General features: G+C 63.7%; 27 protein-coding genes. 10 read left to right on the top strand and 17 right to left on the bottom strand.

Annotated elements, in window-relative coordinates; genetic code table 11:
- Nucleotides 1-16 precede the first annotated feature (16 nt).
- From rsmD to AC07PQ_RS17060, 3 genes are read right to left on the bottom strand one after another with little or no spacing between them, the layout of a single operon-like run.
- A complete protein-coding gene (gene rsmD / locus AC07PQ_RS17050) occupies nt 17-637 on the bottom strand; it encodes a 16S rRNA (guanine(966)-N(2))-methyltransferase RsmD (protein ID WP_009046042.1) in 621 nt (206 codons plus the stop codon).
- Nucleotides 637-2,127, bottom strand: coding sequence for a M16 family metallopeptidase (locus AC07PQ_RS17055; RefSeq protein ID WP_493185928.1), 1,491 nt, complete (start codon nt 2,125-2,127; stop codon nt 637-639). Before AC07PQ_RS17055 ends, rsmD begins: the two co-directional genes overlap by 1 nt.
- Entirely contained in the window at nt 2,120-3,475 is a 1,356-nt protein-coding gene (locus AC07PQ_RS17060; protein WP_493185929.1) for a M16 family metallopeptidase, read from the bottom strand. Before AC07PQ_RS17060 ends, AC07PQ_RS17055 begins: the two co-directional genes overlap by 8 nt.
- A 356-nt stretch (nt 3,476-3,831) precedes the next feature.
- Between AC07PQ_RS17060 and ftsY the strand changes: the two genes are divergently transcribed.
- From ftsY to rpoH, 4 genes are all read left to right on the top strand, one after another.
- Entirely contained in the window at nt 3,832-5,418 is a 1,587-nt protein-coding gene (gene ftsY, locus AC07PQ_RS17065; RefSeq protein WP_493185930.1) for a signal recognition particle-docking protein FtsY, read from the top strand.
- A complete protein-coding gene (ftsE, locus tag AC07PQ_RS17070) occupies nt 5,415-6,086 on the top strand; it encodes a cell division ATP-binding protein FtsE (protein WP_007921216.1) in 672 nt (223 codons plus the stop codon). The genes ftsY and ftsE overlap by 4 nt, the downstream gene beginning before the upstream one ends.
- On the top strand, nt 6,083-7,105 hold the full coding sequence (gene ftsX / locus AC07PQ_RS17075) for a permease-like cell division protein FtsX (RefSeq protein WP_007921215.1): 1,023 nt from the start codon (nt 6,083-6,085) through the stop codon (nt 7,103-7,105). Before ftsE ends, ftsX begins: the two co-directional genes overlap by 4 nt.
- A 115-nt stretch (nt 7,106-7,220) precedes the next feature.
- On the top strand, nt 7,221-8,075 hold the full coding sequence (gene rpoH, locus AC07PQ_RS17080; RefSeq protein WP_007921212.1) for an RNA polymerase sigma factor RpoH: 855 nt from the start codon (nt 7,221-7,223) through the stop codon (nt 8,073-8,075).
- Between the two features lie 149 nt (nt 8,076-8,224).
- On the opposite strand, the gene mtgA is transcribed toward rpoH, so the two are convergent.
- Nucleotides 8,225-8,947 (bottom strand): monofunctional biosynthetic peptidoglycan transglycosylase, encoded by a 723-nt coding sequence (gene mtgA, locus AC07PQ_RS17085; RefSeq protein WP_493185931.1) that lies wholly within the window; start codon nt 8,945-8,947, stop codon nt 8,225-8,227.
- A 73-nt stretch (nt 8,948-9,020) separates the two neighbouring features.
- Here mtgA and AC07PQ_RS17090 point away from each other — a divergent pair, with 73 nt between their 5' ends.
- The 4 genes from AC07PQ_RS17090 to trmB all read left to right on the top strand — a co-directional run bounded on the left by AC07PQ_RS17090 (nt 9,021) and on the right by trmB (nt 11,422).
- Nucleotides 9,021-9,392, top strand: coding sequence for a DUF423 domain-containing protein (locus tag AC07PQ_RS17090; protein ID WP_101336195.1), 372 nt, complete (start codon nt 9,021-9,023; stop codon nt 9,390-9,392).
- 90 nt (nt 9,393-9,482) lie between these two features.
- Nucleotides 9,483-9,683, top strand: a complete 201-nt coding sequence (gene thiS / locus AC07PQ_RS17095) for a sulfur carrier protein ThiS (RefSeq protein WP_007921206.1) — start codon at nt 9,483-9,485, stop codon at nt 9,681-9,683.
- A gap of 209 nt (nt 9,684-9,892) precedes the next feature.
- Nucleotides 9,893-10,687 (top strand): thiazole synthase, encoded by a 795-nt coding sequence (locus AC07PQ_RS17100; RefSeq protein WP_007921204.1) that lies wholly within the window; start codon nt 9,893-9,895, stop codon nt 10,685-10,687.
- A gap of 9 nt (nt 10,688-10,696) precedes the next feature.
- Nucleotides 10,697-11,422, top strand: coding sequence for a tRNA (guanosine(46)-N7)-methyltransferase TrmB (gene trmB, locus AC07PQ_RS17105; RefSeq protein WP_493185932.1), 726 nt, complete (start codon nt 10,697-10,699; stop codon nt 11,420-11,422).
- A 121-nt stretch (nt 11,423-11,543) separates the two neighbouring features.
- On the opposite strand, the gene AC07PQ_RS17110 is transcribed toward trmB, so the two are convergent.
- The 10 genes from AC07PQ_RS17110 to AC07PQ_RS17155 all read right to left on the bottom strand — a co-directional run bounded on the left by AC07PQ_RS17110 (nt 11,544) and on the right by AC07PQ_RS17155 (nt 18,577).
- Entirely contained in the window at nt 11,544-11,867 is a 324-nt protein-coding gene (locus AC07PQ_RS17110; protein ID WP_007921199.1) for a DUF3392 domain-containing protein, read from the bottom strand.
- 22 nt (nt 11,868-11,889) lie between these two features.
- Nucleotides 11,890-13,092 (bottom strand): radical SAM family heme chaperone HemW, encoded by a 1,203-nt coding sequence (gene hemW, locus AC07PQ_RS17115; RefSeq protein ID WP_493185933.1) that lies wholly within the window; start codon nt 13,090-13,092, stop codon nt 11,890-11,892.
- A complete protein-coding gene (gene rdgB / locus AC07PQ_RS17120) occupies nt 13,089-13,685 on the bottom strand; it encodes an RdgB/HAM1 family non-canonical purine NTP pyrophosphatase (protein ID WP_493185934.1) in 597 nt (198 codons plus the stop codon). Before rdgB ends, hemW begins: the two co-directional genes overlap by 4 nt.
- Nucleotides 13,682-14,116: a DUF4426 domain-containing protein gene (locus tag AC07PQ_RS17125; RefSeq protein WP_007921193.1), complete on the bottom strand. Its 435-nt coding sequence runs from the start codon at nt 14,114-14,116 to the stop codon at nt 13,682-13,684. The genes rdgB and AC07PQ_RS17125 overlap by 4 nt, the downstream gene beginning before the upstream one ends.
- Before the next feature lie 24 nt (nt 14,117-14,140).
- Entirely contained in the window at nt 14,141-14,761 is a 621-nt protein-coding gene (metW, locus tag AC07PQ_RS17130; protein WP_007921185.1) for a methionine biosynthesis protein MetW, read from the bottom strand.
- A gap of 7 nt (nt 14,762-14,768) precedes the next feature.
- Nucleotides 14,769-15,908, bottom strand: coding sequence for a homoserine O-succinyltransferase MetX (metX, locus tag AC07PQ_RS17135; RefSeq protein ID WP_493185935.1), 1,140 nt, complete (start codon nt 15,906-15,908; stop codon nt 14,769-14,771).
- A gap of 209 nt (nt 15,909-16,117) precedes the next feature.
- Nucleotides 16,118-16,411: a DUF167 domain-containing protein gene (locus tag AC07PQ_RS17140; RefSeq protein WP_007929988.1), complete on the bottom strand. Its 294-nt coding sequence runs from the start codon at nt 16,409-16,411 to the stop codon at nt 16,118-16,120.
- Nucleotides 16,412-16,424: 13 nt separating this feature from the next.
- Nucleotides 16,425-17,015 (bottom strand): YggT family protein, encoded by a 591-nt coding sequence (locus AC07PQ_RS17145; protein WP_007929986.1) that lies wholly within the window; start codon nt 17,013-17,015, stop codon nt 16,425-16,427.
- Nucleotides 17,016-17,025: 10 nt separating this feature from the next.
- Nucleotides 17,026-17,844, bottom strand: coding sequence for a pyrroline-5-carboxylate reductase (gene proC, locus AC07PQ_RS17150; RefSeq protein ID WP_493185936.1), 819 nt, complete (start codon nt 17,842-17,844; stop codon nt 17,026-17,028).
- Nucleotides 17,845-17,878: 34 nt separating this feature from the next.
- Nucleotides 17,879-18,577 carry a YggS family pyridoxal phosphate-dependent enzyme gene (locus tag AC07PQ_RS17155; protein WP_493185937.1) on the bottom strand — a complete coding sequence of 233 codons (699 nt, stop codon included), beginning with the start codon at nt 18,575-18,577 and terminating at the stop codon, nt 17,879-17,881.
- A 57-nt stretch (nt 18,578-18,634) separates the two neighbouring features.
- On the opposite strand from AC07PQ_RS17155, the gene AC07PQ_RS17160 reads away from it, so the two are divergent.
- Nucleotides 18,635-19,669, top strand: a complete 1,035-nt coding sequence (locus tag AC07PQ_RS17160) for a type IV pilus twitching motility protein PilT (RefSeq protein WP_493185938.1) — start codon at nt 18,635-18,637, stop codon at nt 19,667-19,669.
- A gap of 76 nt (nt 19,670-19,745) precedes the next feature.
- On the opposite strand, the gene AC07PQ_RS17165 is transcribed toward AC07PQ_RS17160, so the two are convergent.
- Nucleotides 19,746-20,378, bottom strand: coding sequence for a C40 family peptidase (locus tag AC07PQ_RS17165; RefSeq protein WP_007929981.1), 633 nt, complete (start codon nt 20,376-20,378; stop codon nt 19,746-19,748).
- Between the two features lie 250 nt (nt 20,379-20,628).
- Between AC07PQ_RS17165 and AC07PQ_RS17170 the strand changes: the two genes are divergently transcribed.
- Nucleotides 20,629-21,048 carry an NINE protein gene (locus AC07PQ_RS17170; protein ID WP_493185939.1) on the top strand — a complete coding sequence of 140 codons (420 nt, stop codon included), beginning with the start codon at nt 20,629-20,631 and terminating at the stop codon, nt 21,046-21,048.
- A 105-nt stretch (nt 21,049-21,153) separates the two neighbouring features.
- Here AC07PQ_RS17170 and AC07PQ_RS17175 read toward each other — a convergent pair whose 3' ends face one another.
- A complete protein-coding gene (locus tag AC07PQ_RS17175) occupies nt 21,154-22,425 on the bottom strand; it encodes a dihydroorotase (RefSeq protein ID WP_007929979.1) in 1,272 nt (423 codons plus the stop codon).
- On the bottom strand, nt 22,422-23,426 hold the full coding sequence (locus AC07PQ_RS17180) for an aspartate carbamoyltransferase catalytic subunit (protein WP_007929978.1): 1,005 nt from the start codon (nt 23,424-23,426) through the stop codon (nt 22,422-22,424). The genes AC07PQ_RS17175 and AC07PQ_RS17180 overlap by 4 nt, the downstream gene beginning before the upstream one ends.
- Nucleotides 23,427-23,444 lie beyond the last annotated feature (18 nt).

Genomic DNA, 23,444 nt, shown 5'->3' on the forward strand with positions numbered 1-23,444 from the left:
TTTTCAGGCCAGTGGTTTAACCGGCGATCTCTGCCGTACGTTGCCACAAGGCGTAGTACACCTGCCCGGATTTTTGCTCGCGGTGCAGGCGCCAGTTCGCCGGGAGGCCGAGGGTCGAAGGCGCGGTTTCACTTTCGGTATAGACCCAGGCGTCGTCGGCCAGCCAGTCGCGTTCTTCCAGCAGGGCACAGGCGGCCGGCAGCAGGTTCTGATGGAACGGCGGGTCGAGGAACACCAGGTCGAAACGGCTGGCCGGCTGGGTTTCCAGGTAACGCAGGGCGTCGGCGGTCTGCACCTGGCCGACGGTGCAGCGCAGGGTGCCCAGGTGTTCGCGCAGGCGCGACACGGCCAGGTTGCTGGCATCCAGCGCCTGGCCCATGGCGGCGCCACGGGACAGGGCTTCGAGAAACAGCGCGCCGCTGCCGGCGAACAGGTCGAGCACCTTGGCCCCGGCGACATAGGGCGCCAGCCAGTTGAACAGGGTTTCGCGCACCCGGTCCGGAGTCGGGCGCAGGCCCGGCACATCGGGGAAGCTCAGGCGGCGGCTGCGCCACTCGCCGCCGATGATGCGCAGTTGGCCCACACCGTTGTGCTGGTTGTGGACGGGTTTCTTGCTGGGACGCGATGGGCTGGCCATTAGTGCTCCGGAACCCCGAGCGGCTGCTCGGCGGGTTTGTCAGTAGGGGCCGGCAACGGCTTTTGCGGCACGGTCGGGCCGGCGGTGACGATGACCATCTTGTCGGCGCCCAGGTGCTTGTTCAGCACGTCCCGGACCTGCTCCACGGTCAGGCTCTGGGACTGCTGCATGAAGTCTTCAAGATAGCTCAGCGGCAGGTTGTAGAAGCCGATGGCGCCCAGTTGGCCGACGATGTCGGCGTTGCTGGCGGTGGACAGCGGGAAGCTGCCGGCCAGTTCGCGCTTGGCGTCGTCGAGTTCCTTCTGGGTCGGGCCGGTCTTGAGGTAGTCGGCGAGCACGTCCTGCACCAGCTTGAGGGTGCCCTCGCTCATTTCGGCACGGGTTTGCAGGTTGATCATGAACGGGCCACGGGCCTGCATCGGGCTGAAGCCGGAGTAGACGCCGTAGGTCAGGCCGCGCTTCTCGCGCACTTCGCTCATCAGCCGGGTGCCAAAACCGCCACCGCCAAGGATCTGGTTGCCCAGGGACAACGCGGCGTAGTCCGGGTCGTCACGATCGATGCCCAGTTGCGCCAGCAGCAGGCTGGTCTGGCTGGAGGGGTATTCGATATGGCCGATGCTGGCTTGTGGCTCGCTCGGTTGCGGGATTTTCGCCAGCGCCGGGCCTTTGGGCAGGGCGGCGGAGATCTGCGCGGCAATCGCCTCGGCATCGCTGCGCGACAGGTCGCCCACCAATGCGATCACCACGTTGCCGGCGGCATAGGCCTTGGCGTGGAACGCCCGCAGTTGGGCCAGGCTGATCGGCGGCACGCTCTGCGCGGTGCCATCGCTGGAATGGGCATACGGATGGCTGCCGTACAGGCGGTTCATCAGTTCCAGGCTCGCCAGCTTGCCGGGGTTCTGCTTCTGGTACTCGAAGCCGGCGAGCATCTGGTTCTTGATGCGCGCCAGGGAGTCGGCCGGGAAGGTCGGCTTGCCGATGACATCGGCGAACAGCTGCAGGGCCGGCGTGCGTTTGTCCGGTGCGCTGAGGCTGCGCAGGGACGCGATGGCCATGTCCTTGTAGGCACCGTTGCCGAAATCGGCACCCAGGCCCTCGAAACCTTCGGCGATCGCGCCGACATCCTTGCCGGCCACGCCTTCGTTGAGCATGGCGTTGGTCAGCATCGCCAGGCCTGGCGCGTCGCCATCCTGGCTGCTGCCGGCGGCGAAGGTCAGGCGCATGTCGAACATCGGCAGCTCATGGGCTTCGACGAACAGCACCTTGGCGCCTTCGGCGGTACTCCAGGTCTTGATGTCGAGGCTGCGGCGGCTTGGGGCCTTGCCGTCGAGCTCGGTCAAGGATTGCAGCTTCTGGCTGCTCTTGGCCTTGTCCAGCGCCTGGCTGGCGTCGGATTGGTCCGCGCGCAGCAGATAAAGGCCGGCGGCGGTGATCAGGGCCACGAGTGCCAGGCCGAGCAGGACCGGGCTGGCGCTTTTGCGCTTACTCATGAGCGGACTCCTCAGGCAATACGTGGGCAACGCTCAGGCGTTCGCGGGTGAAATAGGTACGAGCGGCCTTCTGGATGTCTTCAGGGGTCACGCTTTGCAGTTCGGCGAGTTCGGTGTCCATGAGCTTCCAGGACAGGCCGACGGTTTCCATTTGGCCGATGGCGGTGGCCTGGCTGGTGATGGAGTCACGCTCGTAGACCAGGCCGGCGATCACCTGGGCGCGCACGCGTTCCAGTTCTTCGGCGGTCGGCGGGGTGGTTTTCAGCTCTTCGAGCAGGCGCCACAGCCCGGCTTCGGCCTGGGCGATGGTTTTCTTCTTCTGACTGTTGGGCATGGCCGAAAGCAGGAACAGGCTGTCGCCGCGGGTGTAGGCGTCGAAGCTCGACGAGCCGCCGGACACCAGCTCTTCGCCGCGCTCCAGGCGAGTCGGGATGCGGGCGCTGTAGCCGCCGTCGAGCAGCGCGGCGATCAGGCGCAGGGCGTGCACCGAATGCTTGTCTTCGGCGGTGGCGATGCTCGGCACGTTGAAGGCCAGCATCACGCTCGGCAGTTGGGTCTTCAACCGCAGGGTGATCTGCCGCTCGCCGGGCTCGGCCAGTTCCAGGGGAATCTTCGCCGCGGGCACGGCGCGCTTGGGAATGGCGCCGAAATAACGTTGGGCCAGGGTTTTGACTTCGTCCGGGGCCACGTCGCCGACCACCACCAGGGTGGCGTTGTTCGGCACGTACCAGGATTCATACCAGTGGCGCAGTTCCTCGACCTTCATCCGGTTGAGGTCGGCCATCCAGCCGATGGTCGGCGTGTGGTAGCCGCTGGCCGGGTAGGCCATCGCCTTGAAGCGCTCGAAGGCCTTGGACATCGGCTTGTCGTCGGTGCGCAGGCGGCGCTCTTCCTTGATCACTTCGATTTCGCGGCTGAACTCGTCGGGCGGCAGGCGCAGGCTGGCCATGCGATCGGCTTCCAGCTCGAAGGCCACGCCCAGGCGGTCACGGGCCAGCACCTGGTAATAGGCGGTGAAATCGTCGCTGGTGAAGGCGTTTTCTTCGGCGCCCAGGTCGCGCAGGATCAGCGAGGCTTCGCCGGGGCCGACCTTTTCGCTGCCTTTGAACATCATGTGTTCCAGGGCGTGGGACAAACCGGTCTGGCCCGGGGTTTCGTAGCTGGAGCCGACTTTGTACCAGACCTGGGAGACCACGACCGGAGCCCGATGGTCTTCGCGGACCACGATCTTGAGGCCGTTGTCGAGGGTGAATTCGTGGGTGGGTTGTGGATCGGCAGCCAAGGCTGAAAGGGGCAGACAAACCGTACTGAGCAGCAGGCCTGCGGCGCGGCGGGCTAGAGCATTCATTCGTTTTTTAAACCTGTTGGACTGCCCGCTTGGTCTTAGCCTACGGGCGAGGAGGTGCTAGGATACTGATCCGTTTTACTGGCGGCCACGCCTATCAGGCCTTCACAGATCAGAGTGTGCTTGATCAGGTTGTATGGGTTTCCGGCAAGAAGTCTGGATTTACCAGCTAAACTTCGACTTTTCGCCGATTTTGCCGTTTCAGTCCTTTAGTAAAATCGATCCTTGAGATGCCATTGGGCACCTCGACAAAATGTTGCGCGTGAACAAGCCGGCGGAAACGCAGTCTGTTCTGCATCGAATATTTATTTGCCGGTGCGCCTTGATGGCGCGTCGCTACCTTGAGATAGCCGTCCTCCATGTTTGGTTCCAACGACGACAAGAAGACCCCAGCCGCGGCTGGCGAAAAGAAAGGCCTGTTCGGATGGCTGCGCAAAAAGCCGCAGGAAACCGTCGTCGAACAGCCACAAGTCCCTGTCGAGCCTGCCCCGGCTCCCGCTCCCGTGATAGAGCAAGCCCCGGTTGCCGAAGTTGCCGCTCCTGTGGTGTCGCCGATCGCCGAGCCGATCCGGCAGCCTGAACAGCCCGCACCAGCGGCCGAACCTGCTCCCGCGCCGGAACTGCCGCTGACCCCCGATCCCGAGCACAAGCCCTGGCTGACCCTGCCGGTGGCGGAAGAACCGGTGGCGTTGGTGGAAGACGAGCAGGCGCCGCACATCACCCCGCCGATTCCGGCCGCGACCGATCTGCAGCAAGCCGCCGAGCTGTTGGTGGCCGAGTTGGCACACAGCAGCGAGCCAGCTGAAGCCCAGGCGCAGATTGAAGAAGAGGATGTGCCACAACCGGTGATCGCGGCTTTCGTGAAACCCGAACCTGTTCCAGAACCGGAGTCTGCCCCGGTTGTCGTTGCTCCAGTTGCTCCAGTTGCTCCAGTTGCTCCAGTTGCTCCAGTTGCTCCAGTCGCGGCGGTCGAAGCGCCCGCTGTCGCCGAGCCGCCCCGTGCCGAGGAAAACAAGGTCGGCTTCTTCGCCCGCCTCAAGCAGGGCCTGTCCAAGACCAGCGCCAGCATCGGCGAAGGCATGGCCAGCCTGTTCCTGGGCAAGAAGACCATCGACGACGAGTTGCTGGAAGATATCGAGACCCGCCTGCTGACCGCTGACGTGGGCGTGGAAGCCACCGCGGTGATCATTCAGAACCTGACCCAGAAGGTCGCGCGCAAACAACTGACCGACGTCGATGCGCTGTACAAGTCGCTGCAGGCCGAACTGGCGAGCATGCTCAAGCCGGTGGAGCAGCCGCTGCGGATCGCTTCGCAAACCAAGCCGTTCGTGATTCTGGTGGTGGGCGTCAACGGCGCCGGCAAGACCACCACCATCGGCAAGCTGGCCAAGAAGCTGCAGCTCGAAGGCAAGAAGGTCATGCTCGCCGCGGGCGACACCTTCCGCGCCGCGGCGGTGGAACAGCTGCAAGTCTGGGGCGAGCGCAACAAGATCCCGGTCATCGCCCAGCACACCGGCGCCGATTCGGCTTCGGTGATCTTCGACGCCGTGCAGGCTGCCAAGGCTCGTGGCATCGATGTGCTGATCGCCGACACCGCCGGTCGCCTGCACACCAAAGACAACCTGATGGAAGAGTTGAAGAAGGTTCGCCGGGTGATCGGCAAGCTGGACGCCGACGCGCCGCACGAAGTGCTGCTGGTGCTCGATGCCGGTACTGGTCAGAACGCCATCAACCAGGCCAAGCAGTTCAACCAGACGGTCGAGCTGACCGGCCTGGCCCTGACCAAGCTCGATGGCACCGCCAAGGGCGGGGTGATCTTCGCCCTGGCCAAGCAGTTCGGCCTGCCGATCCGCTACATCGGCGTCGGTGAGGGCATCGACGACCTGCGTACCTTTGAAGCCGAACCCTTTGTCCAGGCACTGTTTGCCGAGCGGGAGCGTTCATGATTCGTTTCGAACAGGTCGGTAAGCGTTACTCGAATGGCCATGTCGGCCTGCACGAGCTGAGTTTCCGGGTTCGTCGCGGCGAGTTTCTGTTCGTCACCGGCCACTCCGGCGCCGGCAAGTCCACGCTGCTGCGGTTGCTGCTGGCCATGGAGCGCCCAACCAGTGGCAAGCTGCTGTTGGCCGGTCAGGACCTGAGCACCATCAGCAATGCGCAGATTCCGTTCCTGCGGCGGCAGATCGGCGTAGTGTTCCAGAACCACCAACTGCTGTTCGATCGCACCGTTTTCAACAACGTCGCCTTGCCGCTGCAGATCCTCGGCCTGTCCAAGGCTGAAATCGCCAAGCGCGTGGACTCGGCCCTGGAGCGCGTGGCGCTCTCGGACAAGACCGATCTCTACCCGGGCGACCTGTCCACCGGTCAGCAGCAGCGCGTCGGCATTGCCCGCGCCATCGTGCACCGTCCGGCCTTGCTGCTGGCGGACGAACCCACAGGTAACCTCGACCCGCGTCTGGCGGCGGAAATCATGGGCGTATTCGAAGATATCAACCGTCTGGGCACCAGCGTGCTGATCGCCAGTCACGACCTGGCGCTGATCGCGCGCATGCGTCACCGCATGTTGACCCTGCAACGCGGCCGATTGATCGGCGACGGGGAGGCTGGCGTATGAGTGCGACCCGCAGCCCCAAAGTGGCCGAACGCGTGGCTCCGAAAGCCTCGGACCAGCCGCCGCAGAAGAAAAAGCGCGACGAAGACGACGGTCCGGATTTCGGCACCCTGCTGCACGCCTGGATCGAAAGTCATCGCGCCAGCCTGCTGGACAGCCTGCGTCGCCTGGGCAAGCAACCGATCGGTAGCTTCTTCACCTGCCTGGTGATGGCCGTGGCCCTGAGCCTGCCGATGGGCTTGTCGTTGTTGCTCAACAACGTCGAGCGCCTGGGCGGTTCCTGGCAGCGCGCGGCGCAGATTTCCCTGTACCTGGAACTCGACGCCAGCGCCACCGAGGGCGAAAGCCTGAGCGAGCAGATCAAGGCCATGCCGGGCGTGGCGGATGCCGAGTTCATCAGCAAGGACAAGGCCCTGGACGAGTTCCAGCAGCAGTCCGGGCTGGGCGAGGCGCTCAAGGAGTTGCCGCAGAACCCGCTGCCGGGCGTGGTTCTGGTCACGCCGAACGAAGTGGACAAGGCAACCCTGGAAGCCTTGCGTCAGCGCCTGGCCCAAATGCCCAAGGTGCAGCAGGCGCAACTGGACCTGGTGTGGGTCGAGCGGCTGGCGGCGATCCTCAAGCTGGGCGACCGGTTTGTCTTCGGTCTGACGGTGTTGTTGGTTTCTGCATTACTTTTGGTGATAGGCAATACCATTCGTCTTCATATTGAAAACCGCCGCACCGAGATAGAAGTGATTAAACTCGTCGGCGGCACGGACAGTTATGTGCGGCGTCCCTTCCTTTATATGGGCGCCCTGTATGGCTTCGGTGCGGGGGTTCTGTCCTGGGGTGTTCTGGCGTTCGGCCTCGATTGGCTGAACGACGCGGTGGTGGGGCTGGCCGGTTTGTACGGCAGTGATTTTGCCTTGGCTGGCGTGCCGGTCGCCGATGGTCTATCACTCTTGCTTGGTGCGGTGTTGTTGGGGTATATCGGTGCGTGGATTGCGGTCGCCCGCCACTTGCGGGAGCTGGCGCCGAAATAGTGTCTTTTTGCTTGTATTGACCTTTTAGAATTTTTGGGAACTTGTTTTGCGGTTTCCGGTCAATTTTCAGCAGTGCTGAATAAGCACGAGTTATGTGAGTCGGAGGTTTTTTCGTATGACCACTTCTTTGCAACCTGCTTATGCCTTGGTCCCGGGTGCGAACCTGGAGGCCTATGTGCACACGGTAAACAGCATTCCATTGCTGACGCCCGAGCAGGAGCGTGAACTGGCCGAGAGTCTCTACTATGAGCAGGATCTTGAGGCGGCTCGGCAGATGGTGCTCGCCCACCTGCGTTTTGTCGTACATATCGCCCGTAGCTATTCCGGCTACGGTCTGGCCCAGGCCGACCTGATTCAGGAAGGCAATGTCGGGCTGATGAAGGCTGTAAAACGCTTCAACCCGGAAATGGGTGTGCGTCTGGTTTCGTTCGCCGTGCACTGGATCAAGGCGGAAATCCACGAGTTCATCCTGCGCAACTGGCGCATCGTGAAAGTCGCGACCACCAAGGCCCAGCGCAAGCTGTTCTTCAACCTGCGCAGCCAGAAGAAACGCCTGGCCTGGTTGAACAACGAAGAAGTCCATCGTGTGGCGGAAAGCCTCGGTGTGGAGCCGCGCGAAGTGCGCGAGATGGAAAGCCGCCTGACCGGCCATGACATGGCCTTCGACCCAGCCGCCGAAGCGGATGACGACAGCGCCTTCCAATCGCCGGCTAACTACCTGGAAGACCACCGGTACGATCCGGCCCGTCAGTTGGAAGATGCCGACTGGACCGACAACTCCACCAGCAACCTGCACGAGGCGCTGGAAGTGCTGGACGACCGCAGCCGCGACATTCTCTACCAGCGCTGGCTGGCGGAAGAGAAAGCCACGCTGCACGACCTGGCGCAGAAGTACAACGTGTCGGCCGAGCGTATCCGTCAGCTCGAGAAGAGCGCGATGAACAAGCTCAAGCTGTCGATTGCCGCGTAATACGGCCACGCAATAAAAAACGCCCCGATCCGATCGGGGCGTTTTTGTTTGTGGCGTTGGAGTGGTGGTGTCTGTGGGGATGCTATCGCGAGCAAGCTTCGCTCCTACAGAAGAAGACGCGGGCCTGTGGCGCGATCAGATCCTGGGCGTCACTGCGCCCACAGCGCCTTGCGCGAATCGTTCAGGCCCAGCAGGTAGCTGTCGCCACCCAACTGGCTCATCTGTCGGCGGATCCAGCCGGCCCGTTGTGCCACGTAGCCGCTCGGATGGCTGGCGCTCCATACCCGAGGGTTGGGCAGGACCGCGGCCAGCAGGCTGGCCTGTTGCCGCGACAGCGAGCCCGCGCTGACACCGAAGTGATGCCGCGCCGCGGCCTCGGCGCCAAATACGCCTTCGTCCCACTCGACGCTGTTGAGGTAGACCTCGAGAATCCGTTGCTTGGGCCAGAAGATCTCGATCAGCCCGGTGAACCAGGCTTCCAGCCCTTTGCGCAACCAACTGCGCCCAGACCACAGGAACAGGTTCTTCGCCACCTGCTGGCTCAGGGTGCTGGCGCCGCGAATCGAGCCGCCGCGCTCGTTGTGGGCGAAGGCGGCCTGGATCGCGCCAATGTCGAACCCCCAGTGTTCAGGGAACTTCTGGTCTTCGCCGGCGATCACCGCCACCTTCAGGTCGTCGGAGATTTCGTCCCAGGGTTTCCAGCTGCGTTGCAGGTCGATGGGCTCGCCGTCGATCCAGGATTCGATCTTGCGTTCGACCATCAAGGCCGTGCCCGGAGGCGGCACGACGCGGAACACCAGCACCAGCAAAACGCTGCCGACGGTGAACCAGAGCAGGGCTTTAGAGAAACGACGGAAAAATAAACGCAGCATAGAGATGGCTTGGCCGAACCCGTTGAGCGCGCCATTATACAGGCCCGACCGACGATTCTGACTGGAGTTCCTCATGCTGCGTGGCTTCCTGATGCTGGCCGCCTTTTTCGGCTTTACCGGCGTTGCCCTGGGCGCATTTGCCGCCCACGGCCTGAAAAATCGCCTGAGCGCGGAATACCTGGCGATTTTCCATACCGGCGTCACCTACCAGCTGGTGCACACCCTGGCGCTGCTGGGGGTGGCGCTGCTGGCCACGCAGATTCCCGGCCGCCTGGCGACCTGGGCCGGCGCTTCGTTCGCCATCGGCATCCTGCTGTTTTCCGGCAGCCTCTACCTGCTGACCCTGACCGGTTTCAGCAAGCTGGGCATCGTCACCCCCTTCGGTGGCCTGGCCTTCCTGGTCGGCTGGTTGTGCCTGGGTCTTGCCGCCTGGCGGTTGAGCTGACCGGCAGGTCCATTTCGAGACGAATGGCTTGGGTCGGCCAGACTGATCGGGCTAGAATGCTGGCCCCTAAAAATGATGGCGGCATTCGGCATGCGCATTCAGTTGAACGGCGAATCCTTTGAACTGCCCGACGGCGAAACCGTTGCGGCCCTGCTGACCCGTCTGGACCTGACCGGACGCCGGATCGCGGTCGAACTCAACCTGGATATCGTCCCGCGCAGCCAGCACGCCGAGACCACCCTCAACGAGGGCGATCAGGTCGAAGTGGTACACGCCATCGGCGGCGGCTAGCCAAACACCGTGAAAACTACTGCAGGCTTCGCGCGCAATACTGCGTTAAAAACAGGCTCGGAATGCTCATTTACAGCCAGTAAAGTCGGGTGCGACTCCAACCGTTCCTCGCCTGTTTTTGCCTTGTCTTGCCTTCGCTCGCTACGTTTTCACGGCGTTTGGTCTAATAAAGAATTCTGCAAGAACCTCACCCCAACAGAGGATTTCCGATGAGCAACGTTCGTAGCGACAAGCCTTTCGTCCTGGCCGGTCGTACTTACCAGTCGCGTTTGCTGGTAGGCACCGGCAAGTACCGTGACATGGAAGAAACCCGCCTGGCCATCGAAGCCTCGGGGGCCGAGATCGTCACCGTCGCCGTGCGCCGGACCAATATCGGGCAGAACCCGGGCGAACCGAACCTGCTGGATATCCTGCCGCCGGATCGCTACACCATCCTGCCGAACACCGCTGGCTGCTATGACGCGGTCGAGGCCGTGCGCACCTGCCGCCTGGCCCGTGAGCTGCTCGACGGTCACAATCTGGTGAAGCTGGAAGTGCTGGCCGACCAGAAAACCCTGTTTCCCAACGTGCTGGAAACCCTCAAGGCCGCCGAAGTGCTGGTCAAGGAAGGTTTCGACGTGATGGTGTACACCAGCGATGACCCGATCATCGCCCGCCAGCTGGCGGAAATGGGCTGCATCGCGGTCATGCCGCTGGCCGGCCTGATCGGTACCGGCCTGGGGATCTGCAACCCGTACAACCTGCAGATCATCCTCGAAGAAGCCAAGGTCCCGGTGCTGGTGGATGCCGGTGTCGGCACTGCCTCCGACGCTACCATCGCCATGGAACTGGGTTGCGAAGCGGTGCTGATGAACTCGGCCATCGCCCATGCGCAACAACCGGTGCTGATGGCCGAAGCCATGAAGCACGCCATTGTGGCAGGCCGCCTGGCGTACCTCGCCGGCCGCATGCCGAAGAAACTCTATGCCAGCGCCTCCTCGCCGCTGGATGGTCTGATCAAGTAAGAGCCATTGATGACTGAATCAAACGACACGCCAATCCAGCCGGAAGCCGGCGACGAGCGCCAACACCGCCGCATCAAGAGTTTCGTGATGCGCGCCGGGCGCATGACCGAAGGCCAGCAGCGCGGCCTGGAGCAGGGCGCGCCGCGGTATGTGCTGCCGCTGGCCGACGCGCCGATGGATTTCGATCAGGTGTTTGGTCGCTCGGCGCCACGCTCCCTGGAAATCGGCTTCGGCATGGGCCACTCGCTGCTGGAAATGGCCGCGGCCGCGCCGGAGCAGGATTTCATTGGTGTGGAAGTGCACCGTCCGGGTGTCGGCGCGTTGCTCAACGGCGTGCTGACCCAGGGCCTGACCAACCTGCGGGTCTACGATTGCGATGCGATCGAAGTGCTCAACCGCTGCATCGCCGATAACAGCCTGGATCGCCTGATGCTGTTTTTCCCCGATCCGTGGCACAAGAGCCGTCACCACAAGCGGCGTATCGTCCAGGCGTCCTTCGCCGAGCTGGTGCGCAGCAAGCTGAAGGTCGGCGGCATCCTGCATATGGCCACCGACTGGGAGCCTTACGCCGAGTACATGCTGGAAGTGATGAATGTCGCGCCGGGTTACCGCAACCTGGCCGAAGACGGCAAGTGCGTGCCACGCCCGGCCGAGCGCCCGATCACCAAGTTCGAGCGCCGCGGCGAGCGCCTGGGCCATGGGGTGTGGGATCTGAAGTTCGAAAAGCTGGCGTAAGCCCTGCTGTGTAGGAGCATCCGTTCGATGCTCGATTGCTCGCGATCGGCTGCCAGGCTGAAAGATAGCGGCGCTGCGAAGTCCGCTATCGCGAGCAAGCTTCGCTCCTACGGGGCGCGGCTTATCGGCGGTCGGCGACGACGCCGATCAACACCAGCACCACCAGCAGCACCGGCGCCAGGCTGTAGTTGTTGAACTGGCTCAGGCCGCGGACGATCCACGGCGTGGCGTAGATCAGCGCGGCACCGCTGCCGATCATGCACAGCAGCGCCATCATCGGTACGCGCAGGGCGCCGGCGAGGCCACCCAGGCGTGCTTCGACCCAGCCCTTGATATCGGCGCCGAACAGCACCAACAGGCAGCCGACGAGGGCCAGGGAGATTTCTGAAAGGTTGCTGCGACTCCAGCGGGACACGGTAGCGAGCAGGTCGAGTATCAAATCCATTCGTTTTCCCTTAGGGCTGAAATCAGCTCAGAAATTTCTGCAGTAAGTCATTGAGGAACAGCTGGCCGCGCGGGGTGGCGGCCAGGCGTGACGGTTCGACCTGTAACAGGCCGCTTTGTTCGGCGTCGCGGCGACCTTCGGCGAGGCTTTCCAGGGGTAGCCCGGTACGCTCCGGATACAGCCGCGCCTCGACGCCTTCGGTCAGGCGCAGGGCGTTCATCAGGAACTCGAACGGCAGCTCTTCATTGCTCAGGTCCTTTTCGCCGGCCTTGAAGTTTTTCGCCGGGTTGAGGTAGTCCTTGGGCAGGCGGGTCTTCCAGGTGCGCACGATGCGCCCGTCCGGATGGCTGAGCTTGCCGTGTGCCCCGGCGCCGATGCCGATGAAGTCGCCGAAGCTCCAGTAATTGAGGTTGTGCCGGGCCGCCCGGCCGGGCTGGGCATAGGCCGAGACTTCGTACTGGGCATAGCCGTACTCGGCCAAAAGCGCCTGGCCGGCTTCCTGGATGTCCCACAGGGTGTCGTCTTCCGGCAGCGTTGGCGGCTGGTTCCAGAACACCGTATTGGGTTCCAGGGTCAGCTGGTACCAGGACAGGTGGGTCGGTTTCATGGCGATGGCTTGGCGCAGGTCGCCCAGGGCGTCGTCCAGGGACTGGTCGGGCAGGCCGTGCATCAGGTCCAGGTTGAAGTTGTCGAACCCGGCCTGGCGCGCCATGCCGGCGGCGCGCACGGCTTCGTCGCCATTGTGGATGCGGCCCAGGGCCTTGAGCTTGTCTTCCTGGAAACTCTGGATGCCGATCGACAGGCGATTGATGCCCAGGGCGCGATAGGCGGTGAACTTCTCCTGTTCGAAGGTCCCGGGGTTGGCTTCCAGGGTGATCTCGATGTCGCGGGCGAACGGGATGCGTTGCTCCACGCCTTTGAGCAACCGGCCTAGGGCCTGGGCGCTGAACAGGCTCGGCGTGCCGCCGCCGAAGAAGATCGAACTCAGCTCGCGGCCGTAGACGGCGGGCAGGTCCTGGTTGAGGTCGGCCAGCAGGGCGTCGACGTACTCTTCTTCCGGCAGCACCGGGCTGGCGGCGTGGGAGTTGAAGTCGCAGTAAGGGCATTTGCGTACACACCACGGGATGTGGATGTACAGCGCCAGGGGCGGCAGTTGGGGCAGGGCCGCCCGGGGCGTTTGCGCACCGCCGAGAATCAGCGGTGGCGCGGACGAATCAATGGTCATTGCAGGCTCAGGCGTTGCCGCAGAATGGCCATGGCGCGGGCGCGATGGCTGAGTTGGTTCTTTTGGATCGGGTCCAGCTCGGCGCTGGAGCAGTTGCGCTCCGGCACCCAGAACAGCGGGTCGTAGCCGAAACCGTGTTCGCCGCTGGCGGCCGTGAGGATGCGCCCGTGCCACAGGCCTTCGCAGAGGATCGGCAGCGGATCCTCGGCATGTCGCACCAGCGCCAGGACGCAGACGAACTGCGCGCCGCGCTCGGCCTCGGGAACGTCCTTCAGGGCGTCCAGCAGCTTGGCGTTGTTCGCCGCGTCGCCCTGGCCGTCGGCGTAGCGCGCCGAGTAGATACCCGGCGCGCCGCCGAGGACATCCACCGCCAGGCCGGAATCGTCCGCCAGCGCCGGCAGGCCGGAAATGCGCGACGCGTTGCGGGCCTTGAGGATGGCGTTCTCGACGAACGACAGGCCGGTTTCTTCCGGTTCGACGCTGCTGAACTCGCCGATCGAGCGCAGGTGCACCGAGTCGCCGAGCATGGCCTGGAGTTCCTTGAGCTTGCCGGCGTTATGGCTGGCCAGTACGAGTTGGGTAAAAGTCATCATTCGCCGGGGAAAAGCTCTTGGTTGAAGTTGATGGTGTTGATCGCGTCACCGGTCTGCACCTTGATTTCGAAGGTGCGGGTTTCCTGCTGTTCCACCGGGTACTGGGCGATGTAGTAGATCGCGCCCTGTTCGGTGACCTGCTTGAATTTCAGCGGCACCGACTGGCTGGTCAGGTCCTTGACGGTCCCGGTGACCTGGGCGACCAGCGGTTTGCCGGCCTTGAGCACGGAAACGTTGATCACGCCCTGGTTCTTGCTGCGCACCAGCTCCGCAGCCTTGGCGATATCCGGTTGCAGGAAGGTGGAGTTGAAGGTGTTGTAGTGCACGGTCACGTCACCGAACACTTCCTGGCGCTCGCCCTTGATGGGCTCGGCGGCCATCGCCGATGCGCTCAGGCACGCTGCCAATAGAAAAGTAACCAAGCGACCCATGATCGTTCTCCTTTTGAACCTGGTTTATACCGCGATCTGGTGATCCTGCAGGCCGGGGCTGCTGACGCGGTAGATGCCGATCTCACCTAACAGATTAGGCCATAGCTTACTGGCCCACCCGTGCCGGTGCTGTTGATCCACCGCAAGGCGATCGATGACCTTGGCTTCACGTTCGCGGCAAAGCTCTTCAAAGTCCTCGAACGTGCAGAAGTGGATGTTCGGCGTGTTGTACCAGGTGTACGGCAGGAATTCCGAGACCGGCATCCGTCCCTTGCTGGCCAGGTACCAGCGGCAGCGCCAGTGGCCGAAGTTGGGGAAGGTGATGATGCACTGGCGGCCGACCCGCAGCATTTCGTCGAGGATCCGATCCGGGTAGTGCACGGCCTGCAGGGCCTGGGTCATGACCACGATATCGAAGCTGTTGCTGGCGAAGTTGCCCAGGCCCTTGTCCAGGTCCTGCTCGATGACGTTGATGCCCTTGGCCACGCACTCGGCGATGTTGTCCGGGTCGTTTTCCAGGCCATAGCCGGTGACTTGCTTGTGATCGCGCAGCCAGCTCAGCAGTTCGCCATTGCCGCAACCGAGGTCGAGCACGCGGCTGCCGGCGGGGATCCATTCTTGGATGATTTCCAGATCGGCTCTCATGGCGTCCTCACAGCGTTATACGGTTCATGTAGTTGCCGAACGCCTGCAGGTAACGCGGGATCGGAATCAGGAAGGCGTCGTGGCCCTGTGGGGCATCGATTTCCAGGTAGCTGACGTCCTTGCGCGCGGCCATCAGGGCATCCACCAGCTCCCGCGAGCGGGCCGGGGAGAAGCGCCAGTCGGTGGTGAAGGACATCACGCAGAACTTGGCCTTGGCGCCTTCGAAGGTTTTCGCCAGGTTATCGTCGAAGTTCGCCGCCGGATCGAAATAATCCAGGGCCTTGGTCATCAGCAGGTAGGTGTTGGCGTCGAACCGCCCGGAGAACTCCTCGCCCTGATAACGCAGGTAGCTTTCGACCTGGAACTCGACGCTGTGGAAGTCGTAGTTGAGCTTTTCGCTCTTCAGGCCACGGCCGAATTTCTCGCCCATGGAGTCGTCGGACAGGTAGGTGATGTGCCCGACCATCCGCGCCAGCATCAGCCCGCGCTTGGGGATCACGCCCTGTTCCTGGAACGAACCGCCGTGGAATTCGGGGTCGGTGAGGATGGCCTGGCGCGCCACTTCGTTGAAGGCGATGTTCTGTGCCGACAGCTTGGGCGCCGAGGCGATGGCCAGGCAATGGCGCACCCGGTCCGGGTAGGTGATGGTCCATTGCAGGGCCTGCATGCCGCCCAGGCTGCCGCCGATCACGGCGGCCCACTGCGAGATGCCGATGCGGTCGGCCAGGCGCGCCTGGCTGTGCACCCAGTCTTCCACGGTCAGCACCGGGAAATCGGCGCCGAACGGCTTGCCGGTGTCCGGGTTGACGCTACTCGGACCGGTGGAGCCGTTGCAGCCGCCGAGGTTGTTCAGGCTGACGACGAAGAACTTGTTGGTGTCGATCGGCTTGCCCGGGCCGATGCAGCTGTCCCACCAGCCCGGCTTGCGGTCGTCGGGGCTGTGGTAGCCGGCGGCGTGGTGATGGCCGGACAGGGCGTGGCAGATCAGCACGGCATTGCTCGCCGTGGCGTTCAGCTGGCCGTAGGTCTCGTAGATCAGATCATAGGCTGGCAGGGAGCGGCCGCAGGCCAGGGCCAGGGGCTCGCTGAAATGCGCCACTTGCGGCGTCACCAGACCAACGGAATCGGCGGGAAAGGCAGTTGGCATCGACCCTGCTCTCGTTTAAATGAGGCGTAAGTCTAAAGACCGCTGCCCCCAGCGGCAAGCAAAGGCCGGGGCTGATTCTCCCGCGACTTGTGACGAACCTTGTAGCCGCTGCCGCAGGCTGCGATCGGCTCCGCAGGAGACGTGCTCTTGAGGGCCTCGAAGGGCCTTCGGCCCTTATCGCAGCCTGCGGCAGCGGCTACAGAGAGTGATCAGGACGGACGCTGTAAGTCCGGCAGGTCCGGCAGTTTCTTCGGCGCGTTGATCCGCACCCGTTTCTGCCGGTTCAGCTCGCCGCTGATCAGGCTGACCTGGCTCTTGGACACGCCGAAGGCCTTGGCCAGGAACGCCATCAAATAAGCGTTGGCCTTGCCCTCCACCGGTGGCGCGGTGAGGCGGATCTTCAGGCGCTCACCATGCAGCCCGGCGAAATCATCGCTACGGGCCGCAGGTTGCAGGTGGCACTCCAGGATCAGGTCGTCGCCGTCCCAGCGAAAGTAACTCATCACAGAGGCCGGGTCAGATCAGCAGACGCAGGATTTCCGGCATCATGGTCATGGCCGCCAGGTTGTTGATCACCAGCATGTCGATCAGCTTGAGCACCATGAACGCCAGGATTGGCGAGATATCCAGGCCGCCCATGCTCGGCAGGATGCGGCGGAACGGCGCCAGGGCCGGCTCGCAGATCTGGTTGACCAACTCGGCGCCCGGGTTATGGCTGCCCGGGGCGACCCAGGAAAGGATCACGCTGATGATCAGGGCGAAGAAGAAAATCTTCATGAACAGCGCGGTCACGCCAATGATCGACCAGATCAGCAGTTGCAGCGGGTTGCCGGTGGTGCCGTAGGTCAGCAGCAGGGTCAGGGCCATCAGCAGCAGTTGCACGACGATCGCCAGGATCAGCGACGACATGTCCAGGCCGAACAGGCTCGGGATGACCCGGCGCATCGGCTTGAGCAGCGGCTGGGTGGCGCGCACGGCGAACTGGCACAGCGGGTTGTAGAAGTCGGCGCGTACCAGTTGCAGCACGAAGCGCAGCAGCACGATCAGCAGGTACAGGCTGCCCAGGGTTTGCAGCACGTACACCGCCGCAGTGTTCAATCCAATCATCATTGGCTCCTTATTGGCCCAGTTGTTCGGCCATCTCGGCCGAGCGGTGCGCGGCGGCACCCAATGCTTTTTCCACCAGGGCTTCGAAGCCACTGGCCTGGAACGACTTGATCGCGGCTTCCGTGGTCCCGGCCGGCGAGGTCACGCGGCGGCGCAGTTCGGCCGCGTCCACGTCGCTGGAGGCCGCCATGTGCGCCGCGCCCAGCGCGGTTTGCAGGGTCAGTTGGCGGGCGGTTTCCCGTGGCAGGCCGAGTTTCTCGCCGGCGGCGGTCATGGCTTCGATCAGCAGGAAGAAATACGCCGGACCGCTGCCGGACACGGCGGTCACCGCGTCCAGTTGCTGCTCCTGTTCCAGCCACAGGACGATGCCCACGGCCGACAGCAGTTCTTCGGCCTGCTGGCGTTGCGCCGCGCTCACCGCGGCGGTGGCGTACAGGCCGCTGGCGCCCTGGCGCAGCAGGGCCGGGGTGTTGGGCATGCAACGCACGATCGGCTGCTCGCCGAGCCACTTGTTCATGCTGGCGCAGGTGATGCCGGCGGCGATGGACACGATCAACTGGTGCGGTTTCAGGCTGGGGCGCAGGGCTTCGCACACGGCCTTCATGGCCTGTGGCTTGACCGCCAGCACCACCACGTCGACGCCGTCGATGGCTTCGGCGTTGTCGGCGAACAGTTCAATGCCGTGCTCGGCCTGGACCTTGGCGCGGGTTTCGGCGCCCGGGTCGCTGGCGCGGATCTGGCTGGCGTCCAGGCCCTTGGCGCGCAGGCCGCCGATCAAGCTGGCAGCCATGTTGCCGGCGCCGATAAAGGCGATACGAGTCTTGCTCATGACAGGTCCTTATTCAGAGGTGAGGCCGCCACAGTCATGGCTGGCCATAATCGCGTGCGCCAAACAAAGCGGTACCGATACGTACCCAGGTGGCGCCCTGGGCAATGGCCGCTTCGAGGTCGTGGCTCATGCCCATGGAAAGTGTGTCGGTTGGCAGGTCCAGGCTTTTGCGCAGGTTGTCGTTCAGGCTGCGCACGGCTGCGAAGGCGGCGTCCTGGGCGGCTCGGTCTTTGGTTGGCTCGGGAATCGCCATCAGCCCGCGCAGTTTCAGGCGCGGCAAGGCGCTGATGGCGCTGGCCAGGGCCGGCAGGTCGGCCGGCGTGCAACCAGATTTGCTGGCCTCGCCACTGACATTGACCTGAATGCAGATGTTCAGCGGCGGCAAGTCGGCCGGGCGTTGCTCGGACAGGCGTTGAGCGATTTTCAAGCGATCCACGGAATGCACCCAGGCGAAGTTCTCGGCGATAGCTCGCGTCTTGTTCGACTGAATGGGGCCGATGAAGTGCCAACTCAAGGGCAGGTCGCCAAGTTCCGCCTGTTTGCCCAGGGCTTCTTGCAGGTAGTTCTCGCCGAAGTCGCGCAGACCGGCCGCGTAGGCTTCACGCAGCGCCGCGGCGGGCTTGGTCTTGCTCACGGCCAGCAGATGGATGTTGCTTTCGTCACGTTGCGAGGCCTGCGCCGCGGCACGGATCCGTGCGCTAACCAGGGCGATGTTGTCTGCTATCGTGGACATTCGATGTACGCCAGCGGGTCTTGGGTTCGCGGCATTCTACTGGAATTGGGGAACGCTATGGATATCACTGAGTTGCTGGCCTTCAGCGTCAAACAGGGCGCTTCGGACCTGCACCTCTCGGCCGGTTTGCCGCCGATGATTCGTATCGACGGCGATATTCGCCGGATCAACCTGCCGGTGCTGGAGGCGCAACAGGTGCACGAGCTGATCCTGGCCAGCATGACTGATCCGCAGCGGGCCGAGTTCAAGGCCGCGCTGGAGATCGACTTTTCCTTCTCGGTGCCGGGCCTGGCGCGTTTTCGGGTCAATGCCTTCAACCATCAGCGCGGCGGTGGCGCGGTCTTTCGCAGCATTGCGGCCAAGGTACCGAGCCTGGACGAACTGGGCATGGGCGAGGTGTTTCGCCGGATCAGCGAAGTGCCCCGCGGCCTGGTGCTGGTGACCGGGCCGACCGGTTCGGGCAAGTCGACCACCCTGGCGGCGATGATCGATCACCTGAACCAGAGCCGGCACCAGCACATCCTCACCATCGAGGACCCCATCGAGTTCATCCACGAATCGAAGAAGTGCCTGATCAACCAGCGCGAGGTGCATCGCGACACCCGCAGCTTCTCCACGGCCTTGCGCTCGGCCTTGCGCGAAGACCCGGATGTGATTCTGGTGGGGGAAATGCGCGATCTGGAAACCATCCGCTTGGCGCTGACCGCCGCGGAGACCGGGCATCTGGTGTTCGGCACCCTGCACACCACGTCGGCGGCGAAAACCGTGGACCGGGTGGTGGACGTGTTTCCGGCCGAGGAGAAGGCGATGGTTCGCTCCATGCTCTCGGAGTCGCTGCAGGCGGTGGTTTCCCAGGCGCTGGTGAAGCGTATCGGCGGAGGCCGGGTAGCGGCTCACGAGATCATGCTGGGCAGCGCGGCGATCCGTAACCTGATCCGCGAGGACAAGGTGGCGCAGATGTACTCGGCGATCCAGACCGGCGGGGCGCTGGGGATGCAGACCCTGGACATGAGCCTGAAGACGCTGGTGGATGCGGGGCTGGTCAGCCGGGAGCACGCCCGGGAAAAGGCGCGGGCGCCGGACAGTATTTGAAGAGGTATCGGGGCGGCCAATGCAATCGCGAGCCATTGAGCGTGGTGGCTCGATGACTCGCGATCAGGGAGAGCGATCAGCGCTGAACGATGCGCAGGGTGTTCTGCTCTTTTGGCAGGACCCGCTTGGCCACTACGTAGTTCTTGTCCCAGTACGGCTTCTTCAGGGTATCGATGGTCACCGACTTGCCGCGGCGCGGCGCGTGGATGAAGCGATCGTTGCCCAGGTAGATGGCGACGTGGTTGACCCGGCGGCTCTTGAGGTTGAAGAACAGCAGGTCGCCAGGCTTGAGGTCCTTGCGCTCGACTTTCTGCCCGTGACCGCTGGCCATGGCGTTCGAGGTGCGTGGCAGATCGACGGCGGCGACGTCGTTGAACGCGTATTTCACCAGGCCGCTGCAGTCGAAGCCTTTACTTGGGCTGCTGCCGCCCCAACGGTAAGGGGTACCCAGTACGTTGACGGCACGGCTGAGCACGGTGCTGCTCTGCTTGGCCGCCATCTGCGGTACCGGCTTGCTGCTGACGCTGCTCAGGTGAGTCGGGCGTTTGACCGACAGCTTGTTCTTGGAGCTGTTCTTGCTGATTTGGGTGACGTGGGCTTTTGGAGTGAAGCCGTTCACGTTGGGAAGACGTTGCTCACGATTGGTGGCGTGGGCGGCCAGTGGCATCAATAGGCAAATGGTTAGCCATGTCTTGAAAAATGGACGCATTAGGCAAGGCTCATATGGGTTAGCGCGCAACTTTATAACAGCTTTTTTGTCACTTCTCAGGCCGTTGGTCGATTCAACCTGGAGGTCAAATTCGCTGAAGAGGCGGCAAATTGACGCAATTGTCCGACAGAAGTCAGGCAGTACAAGGGTTTCATGGCAGCGACCTTAACATTTGCCACACGTCGGTTGCCTGTAAAAAAGTCACAAAGAATTAAAGAAAATTTATCTATTGCGTGGAACGAGGTACTCAATGAACACCTATCGCCCGGACGGTTCGACCCATGACACCCACAGCAAGGTGATCGGTTACCTGTTGTGGATTTTCGGTTTTACCGGCTCTCACCGCTTCTATTACGGCAAGCCGGTTACCGGAACCCTCTGGTTTTTCACCCTGGGCTTGCTGGGCATCGGCTGGCTGATCGACCTGTTCCTGATCCCGGCCATGGACCGTGAGGCCGACCTGCGTTTTACTCCGGGACCCATCGAATACAGCGTCACCTGGATCCTCCTGACCTTTCTCGGGATCTTCGGCGTGCACCGCATGTATCAGGGCAAATGGATCAGCGGCCTGCTGTACCTGCTGACTGGCGGGGTGTTCTTTCTGGGGGTCTTGTATGACTTCTGGACGCTGAACGACCAGGTGTCGTTGCGTAACGCGCAGCGGCGTTGAATACAGGAGCGCCATCGCGAGCAAGCTCGCTCCTACAGAAGAAGTGCGGCGCCAATGGGGTCTGCGCCGTACCTGTAGGAGCGAGCTTGCTCGCGATCATGGCCGTCAGCCCTTGTGGCTGATCCGCCCATCCACCAGGGTGTAACGCACCACGCCCGGCAGGCTATGGCCGAGGAACGGGCAGTTCTCGCCTTTCGACAACCAGTGTTCGCCAGCCACGGTGGACGTGCTCGGGTCGAACAGCACCAGGTCCGCCGGAGCGCCCACCGCCAGCTTGCCGGCTGGCAGGCGCAGGGCGTCGGCCGGGCCGCTGCTCAGGCGTGCCAGCAGGGTCGGCAGGTCGAGCAGACCGTCTTCCACCAGGGTCATGGCCAGCGGCAGCAGCAGCTCGACGCTGCTGATGCCCGGCTCGGTGGCGCCGAAAGGCGCCAGCTTGGCGTCGCGTTCGTGGGGCTGGTGATGGCTGGAGATGGCCTGGACCACCCCGGACTTCACGGCCTCGCGCAGGCCTTCGCGGTCGGCGCGCGAGCGCAGCGGTGGCTGGACGTGATAGAGGCTGGAGAAGTCGATCAGCGCGTCGTCGGTGAGGATCAGCTGGTACAGCGCCACGTCGGCGGTCACCGGCAGGCCGCGGGCCTGGGCCTGGGCGATCAGGGCCACGCCCCGTGCGCTGGTCAGCTGGCTGAAGTGGGCGCGCACGCCGCTTTGCTCCACCAGCAGCAGGTCACGGGCCAGGGCCACGGTTTCCGCGGTTTCCGGAATGCCCGGCAGGCCGAGGAAGCTGGCGGTGGCGCCTTCGTGGGCCAGGCCGCCTTCGGCCAGGTCGCGGTCCTGGGAGTGGAAAATCACCGTCAGGTCGAAGGTCGCCGCGTATTCCAGAGCCCGGCACAGGGTGCGGGTGCTGCGAAAGCCATCCAGGCCGTTGCCGAAGGCCACGCAACCGGCGTCGCGCAGGGCGATCAGCTCGGCCAGCTGTTCGCCGTCCAGGCCTTTGCTCAGGGCGCCGATCGGGAACACCTTGGTGTTGCCGGCCTCGCGGGCGCGATCGAGGATCAGCTCGGCTACCGCCGAGGTGTCCAGCACCGGCTTGGTGCGCGGCGGGCAGCACAGGCTGGTGACGCCACCGGCCGCGGCGGCGCGGGTTTCGCTGGCGATGGTGCCTTTGCGGCTGTAGCCCGGCTCGCGCAGGGAGACGTTCAGGTCCACCAGCCCGGGCGCGGCCACCAGGCCCTTGGCGTCGAGGCTTTCAACCGCGCTGAAACCGGCGGGCGCGGCGCCGATGGCGACGATCTTGCCGGCTTCCAGATGGATATCGCTGACTTGATCCAGGCCGCTGCTTGGATCGATGACACGGGCGCCGAGAATGCTGAGCTTCACTGGGCGTTCTCCTGCTCGAATTGTCGCTGGGCGGTCTGCCCGCTCATGGCCATGGACAGTACGGCCATGCGTACCGCGATGCCGTAGGTCACCTGGTTGAGGATCACCGAGTGCGGACCGTCGGCCACTGCCGATTCGATCTCCACGCCGCGGTTGATCGGGCCCGGGTGCATGACGATGGCGTCCGGCTTGGCGCCGGCCAGGCGCGCGGTGGTCAGGCCGAACAGGCGGTAGAACTCGCCCTCGCTCGGCAGCAGGCCGCCCTGCATGCGCTCGCGCTGCAGGCGCAGCATGATCACCACGTCGACATCTTTCAGGCCTTCGGCCATGTCGGTGTAAACCTTCACCCCGTATTGCTCGATGCCGATCGGCAGCAGGGTCTTGGGCGCGATCACGCGGATGTCCGGGCAACCCAGGGTTTTCAGGGCCAGCATGTTCGAGCGCGCTACCCGCGAGTGCAGGATGTCGCCGACGATGGCCACCGAGAGGTTTTCGAAACCGCCCTTGTGCCGACGGATGGTGAGCATGTCGAGCATGCCCTGGGTCGGGTGGGCGTGGCGGCCGTCGCCGCCGTTGATGATCGCCACCTGCGGGCACACATGCTCGGCGATGAAGTGCGCGGCGCCGGAGTCGCCGTGGCGCACGACGAACATGTCGGCGGCCATGGCTTCGAGGTTGCGCAGGGTGTCGAGCAGGGTTTCACCCTTGCTGGCCGAGGAGGTGGACACGTTGAGCGTGATCACGTCCGCCGACAGGCGCTGGGCCGCCAGTTCGAAGGTGGTACGGGTGCGGGTGGAGTTCTCGAAGAACACGTTGCACACGGTCTTGCCGCGCAGCAAAGGGACTTTCTTCACCGCCCGGGCGCCGACTTCGAGGAAGGAGTCGGCGGTGTCGAGGATTTCCGTCAGCAGCTCGCGACGCAGACCGTCGAGCGAGAGGAAGTGGCGCAGCTGGCCCTGATCGTTGAGCTGCAGCGGGCGCTTGGCGTCTAGAGGCGTCATCGCAATGGACTCTTTAGA

It is taken from the genome of Pseudomonas sp. GW821-FHT09E12, assembly GCF_059416085.1.

Excerpts from the sequence above, each read along its gene's own strand:
- metX (WP_493185935.1), bottom strand. The coding sequence starts at position 15,908 with ATGCCAACTGCCTTTCCCGCCGATTCCGTTGGTCTGGTGACGCCGCAA.
- AC07PQ_RS17165 (WP_007929981.1), bottom strand. The coding sequence starts at position 20,378 with ATGCGTCCATTTTTCAAGACATGGCTAACCATTTGCCTATTGATGCCA.
- AC07PQ_RS17155 (WP_493185937.1), bottom strand. The coding sequence starts at position 18,577 with ATGTCCACGATAGCAGACAACATCGCCCTGGTTAGCGCACGGATCCGT.
- metW (WP_007921185.1), bottom strand. The coding sequence starts at position 14,761 with ATGAGAGCCGATCTGGAAATCATCCAAGAATGGATCCCCGCCGGCAGC.
- mtgA (WP_493185931.1), bottom strand. The coding sequence starts at position 8,947 with ATGCTGCGTTTATTTTTCCGTCGTTTCTCTAAAGCCCTGCTCTGGTTC.
- hemW (WP_493185933.1), bottom strand. The coding sequence starts at position 13,092 with ATGACCATTGATTCGTCCGCGCCACCGCTGATTCTCGGCGGTGCGCAA.
- AC07PQ_RS17145 (WP_007929986.1), bottom strand. The coding sequence starts at position 17,015 with ATGATTGGATTGAACACTGCGGCGGTGTACGTGCTGCAAACCCTGGGC.
- AC07PQ_RS17125 (WP_007921193.1), bottom strand. The coding sequence starts at position 14,116 with ATGGGTCGCTTGGTTACTTTTCTATTGGCAGCGTGCCTGAGCGCATCG.
- ftsE (WP_007921216.1), top strand. The coding sequence starts at position 5,415 with ATGATTCGTTTCGAACAGGTCGGTAAGCGTTACTCGAATGGCCATGTC.
- AC07PQ_RS17110 (WP_007921199.1), bottom strand. The coding sequence starts at position 11,867 with ATGGATTTGATACTCGACCTGCTCGCTACCGTGTCCCGCTGGAGTCGC.
- AC07PQ_RS17170 (WP_493185939.1), top strand. The coding sequence starts at position 20,629 with ATGAACACCTATCGCCCGGACGGTTCGACCCATGACACCCACAGCAAG.
- AC07PQ_RS17060 (WP_493185929.1), bottom strand. The coding sequence starts at position 3,475 with ATGAATGCTCTAGCCCGCCGCGCCGCAGGCCTGCTGCTCAGTACGGTT.
- AC07PQ_RS17090 (WP_101336195.1), top strand. The coding sequence starts at position 9,021 with ATGCTGCGTGGCTTCCTGATGCTGGCCGCCTTTTTCGGCTTTACCGGC.
- trmB (WP_493185932.1), top strand. The coding sequence starts at position 10,697 with ATGACTGAATCAAACGACACGCCAATCCAGCCGGAAGCCGGCGACGAG.
- proC (WP_493185936.1), bottom strand. The coding sequence starts at position 17,844 with ATGAGCAAGACTCGTATCGCCTTTATCGGCGCCGGCAACATGGCTGCC.
- rpoH (WP_007921212.1), top strand. The coding sequence starts at position 7,221 with ATGACCACTTCTTTGCAACCTGCTTATGCCTTGGTCCCGGGTGCGAAC.
- rdgB (WP_493185934.1), bottom strand. The coding sequence starts at position 13,685 with ATGATGACTTTTACCCAACTCGTACTGGCCAGCCATAACGCCGGCAAG.
- ftsX (WP_007921215.1), top strand. The coding sequence starts at position 6,083 with ATGAGTGCGACCCGCAGCCCCAAAGTGGCCGAACGCGTGGCTCCGAAA.
- AC07PQ_RS17055 (WP_493185928.1), bottom strand. The coding sequence starts at position 2,127 with ATGAGTAAGCGCAAAAGCGCCAGCCCGGTCCTGCTCGGCCTGGCACTC.
- AC07PQ_RS17140 (WP_007929988.1), bottom strand. The coding sequence starts at position 16,411 with ATGAGTTACTTTCGCTGGGACGGCGACGACCTGATCCTGGAGTGCCAC.
- AC07PQ_RS17180 (WP_007929978.1), bottom strand. The coding sequence starts at position 23,426 with ATGACGCCTCTAGACGCCAAGCGCCCGCTGCAGCTCAACGATCAGGGC.
- AC07PQ_RS17160 (WP_493185938.1), top strand. The coding sequence starts at position 18,635 with ATGGATATCACTGAGTTGCTGGCCTTCAGCGTCAAACAGGGCGCTTCG.
- AC07PQ_RS17100 (WP_007921204.1), top strand. The coding sequence starts at position 9,893 with ATGAGCAACGTTCGTAGCGACAAGCCTTTCGTCCTGGCCGGTCGTACT.
- ftsY (WP_493185930.1), top strand. The coding sequence starts at position 3,832 with ATGTTTGGTTCCAACGACGACAAGAAGACCCCAGCCGCGGCTGGCGAA.
- thiS (WP_007921206.1), top strand. The coding sequence starts at position 9,483 with ATGCGCATTCAGTTGAACGGCGAATCCTTTGAACTGCCCGACGGCGAA.
- rsmD (WP_009046042.1), bottom strand. The coding sequence starts at position 637 with ATGGCCAGCCCATCGCGTCCCAGCAAGAAACCCGTCCACAACCAGCAC.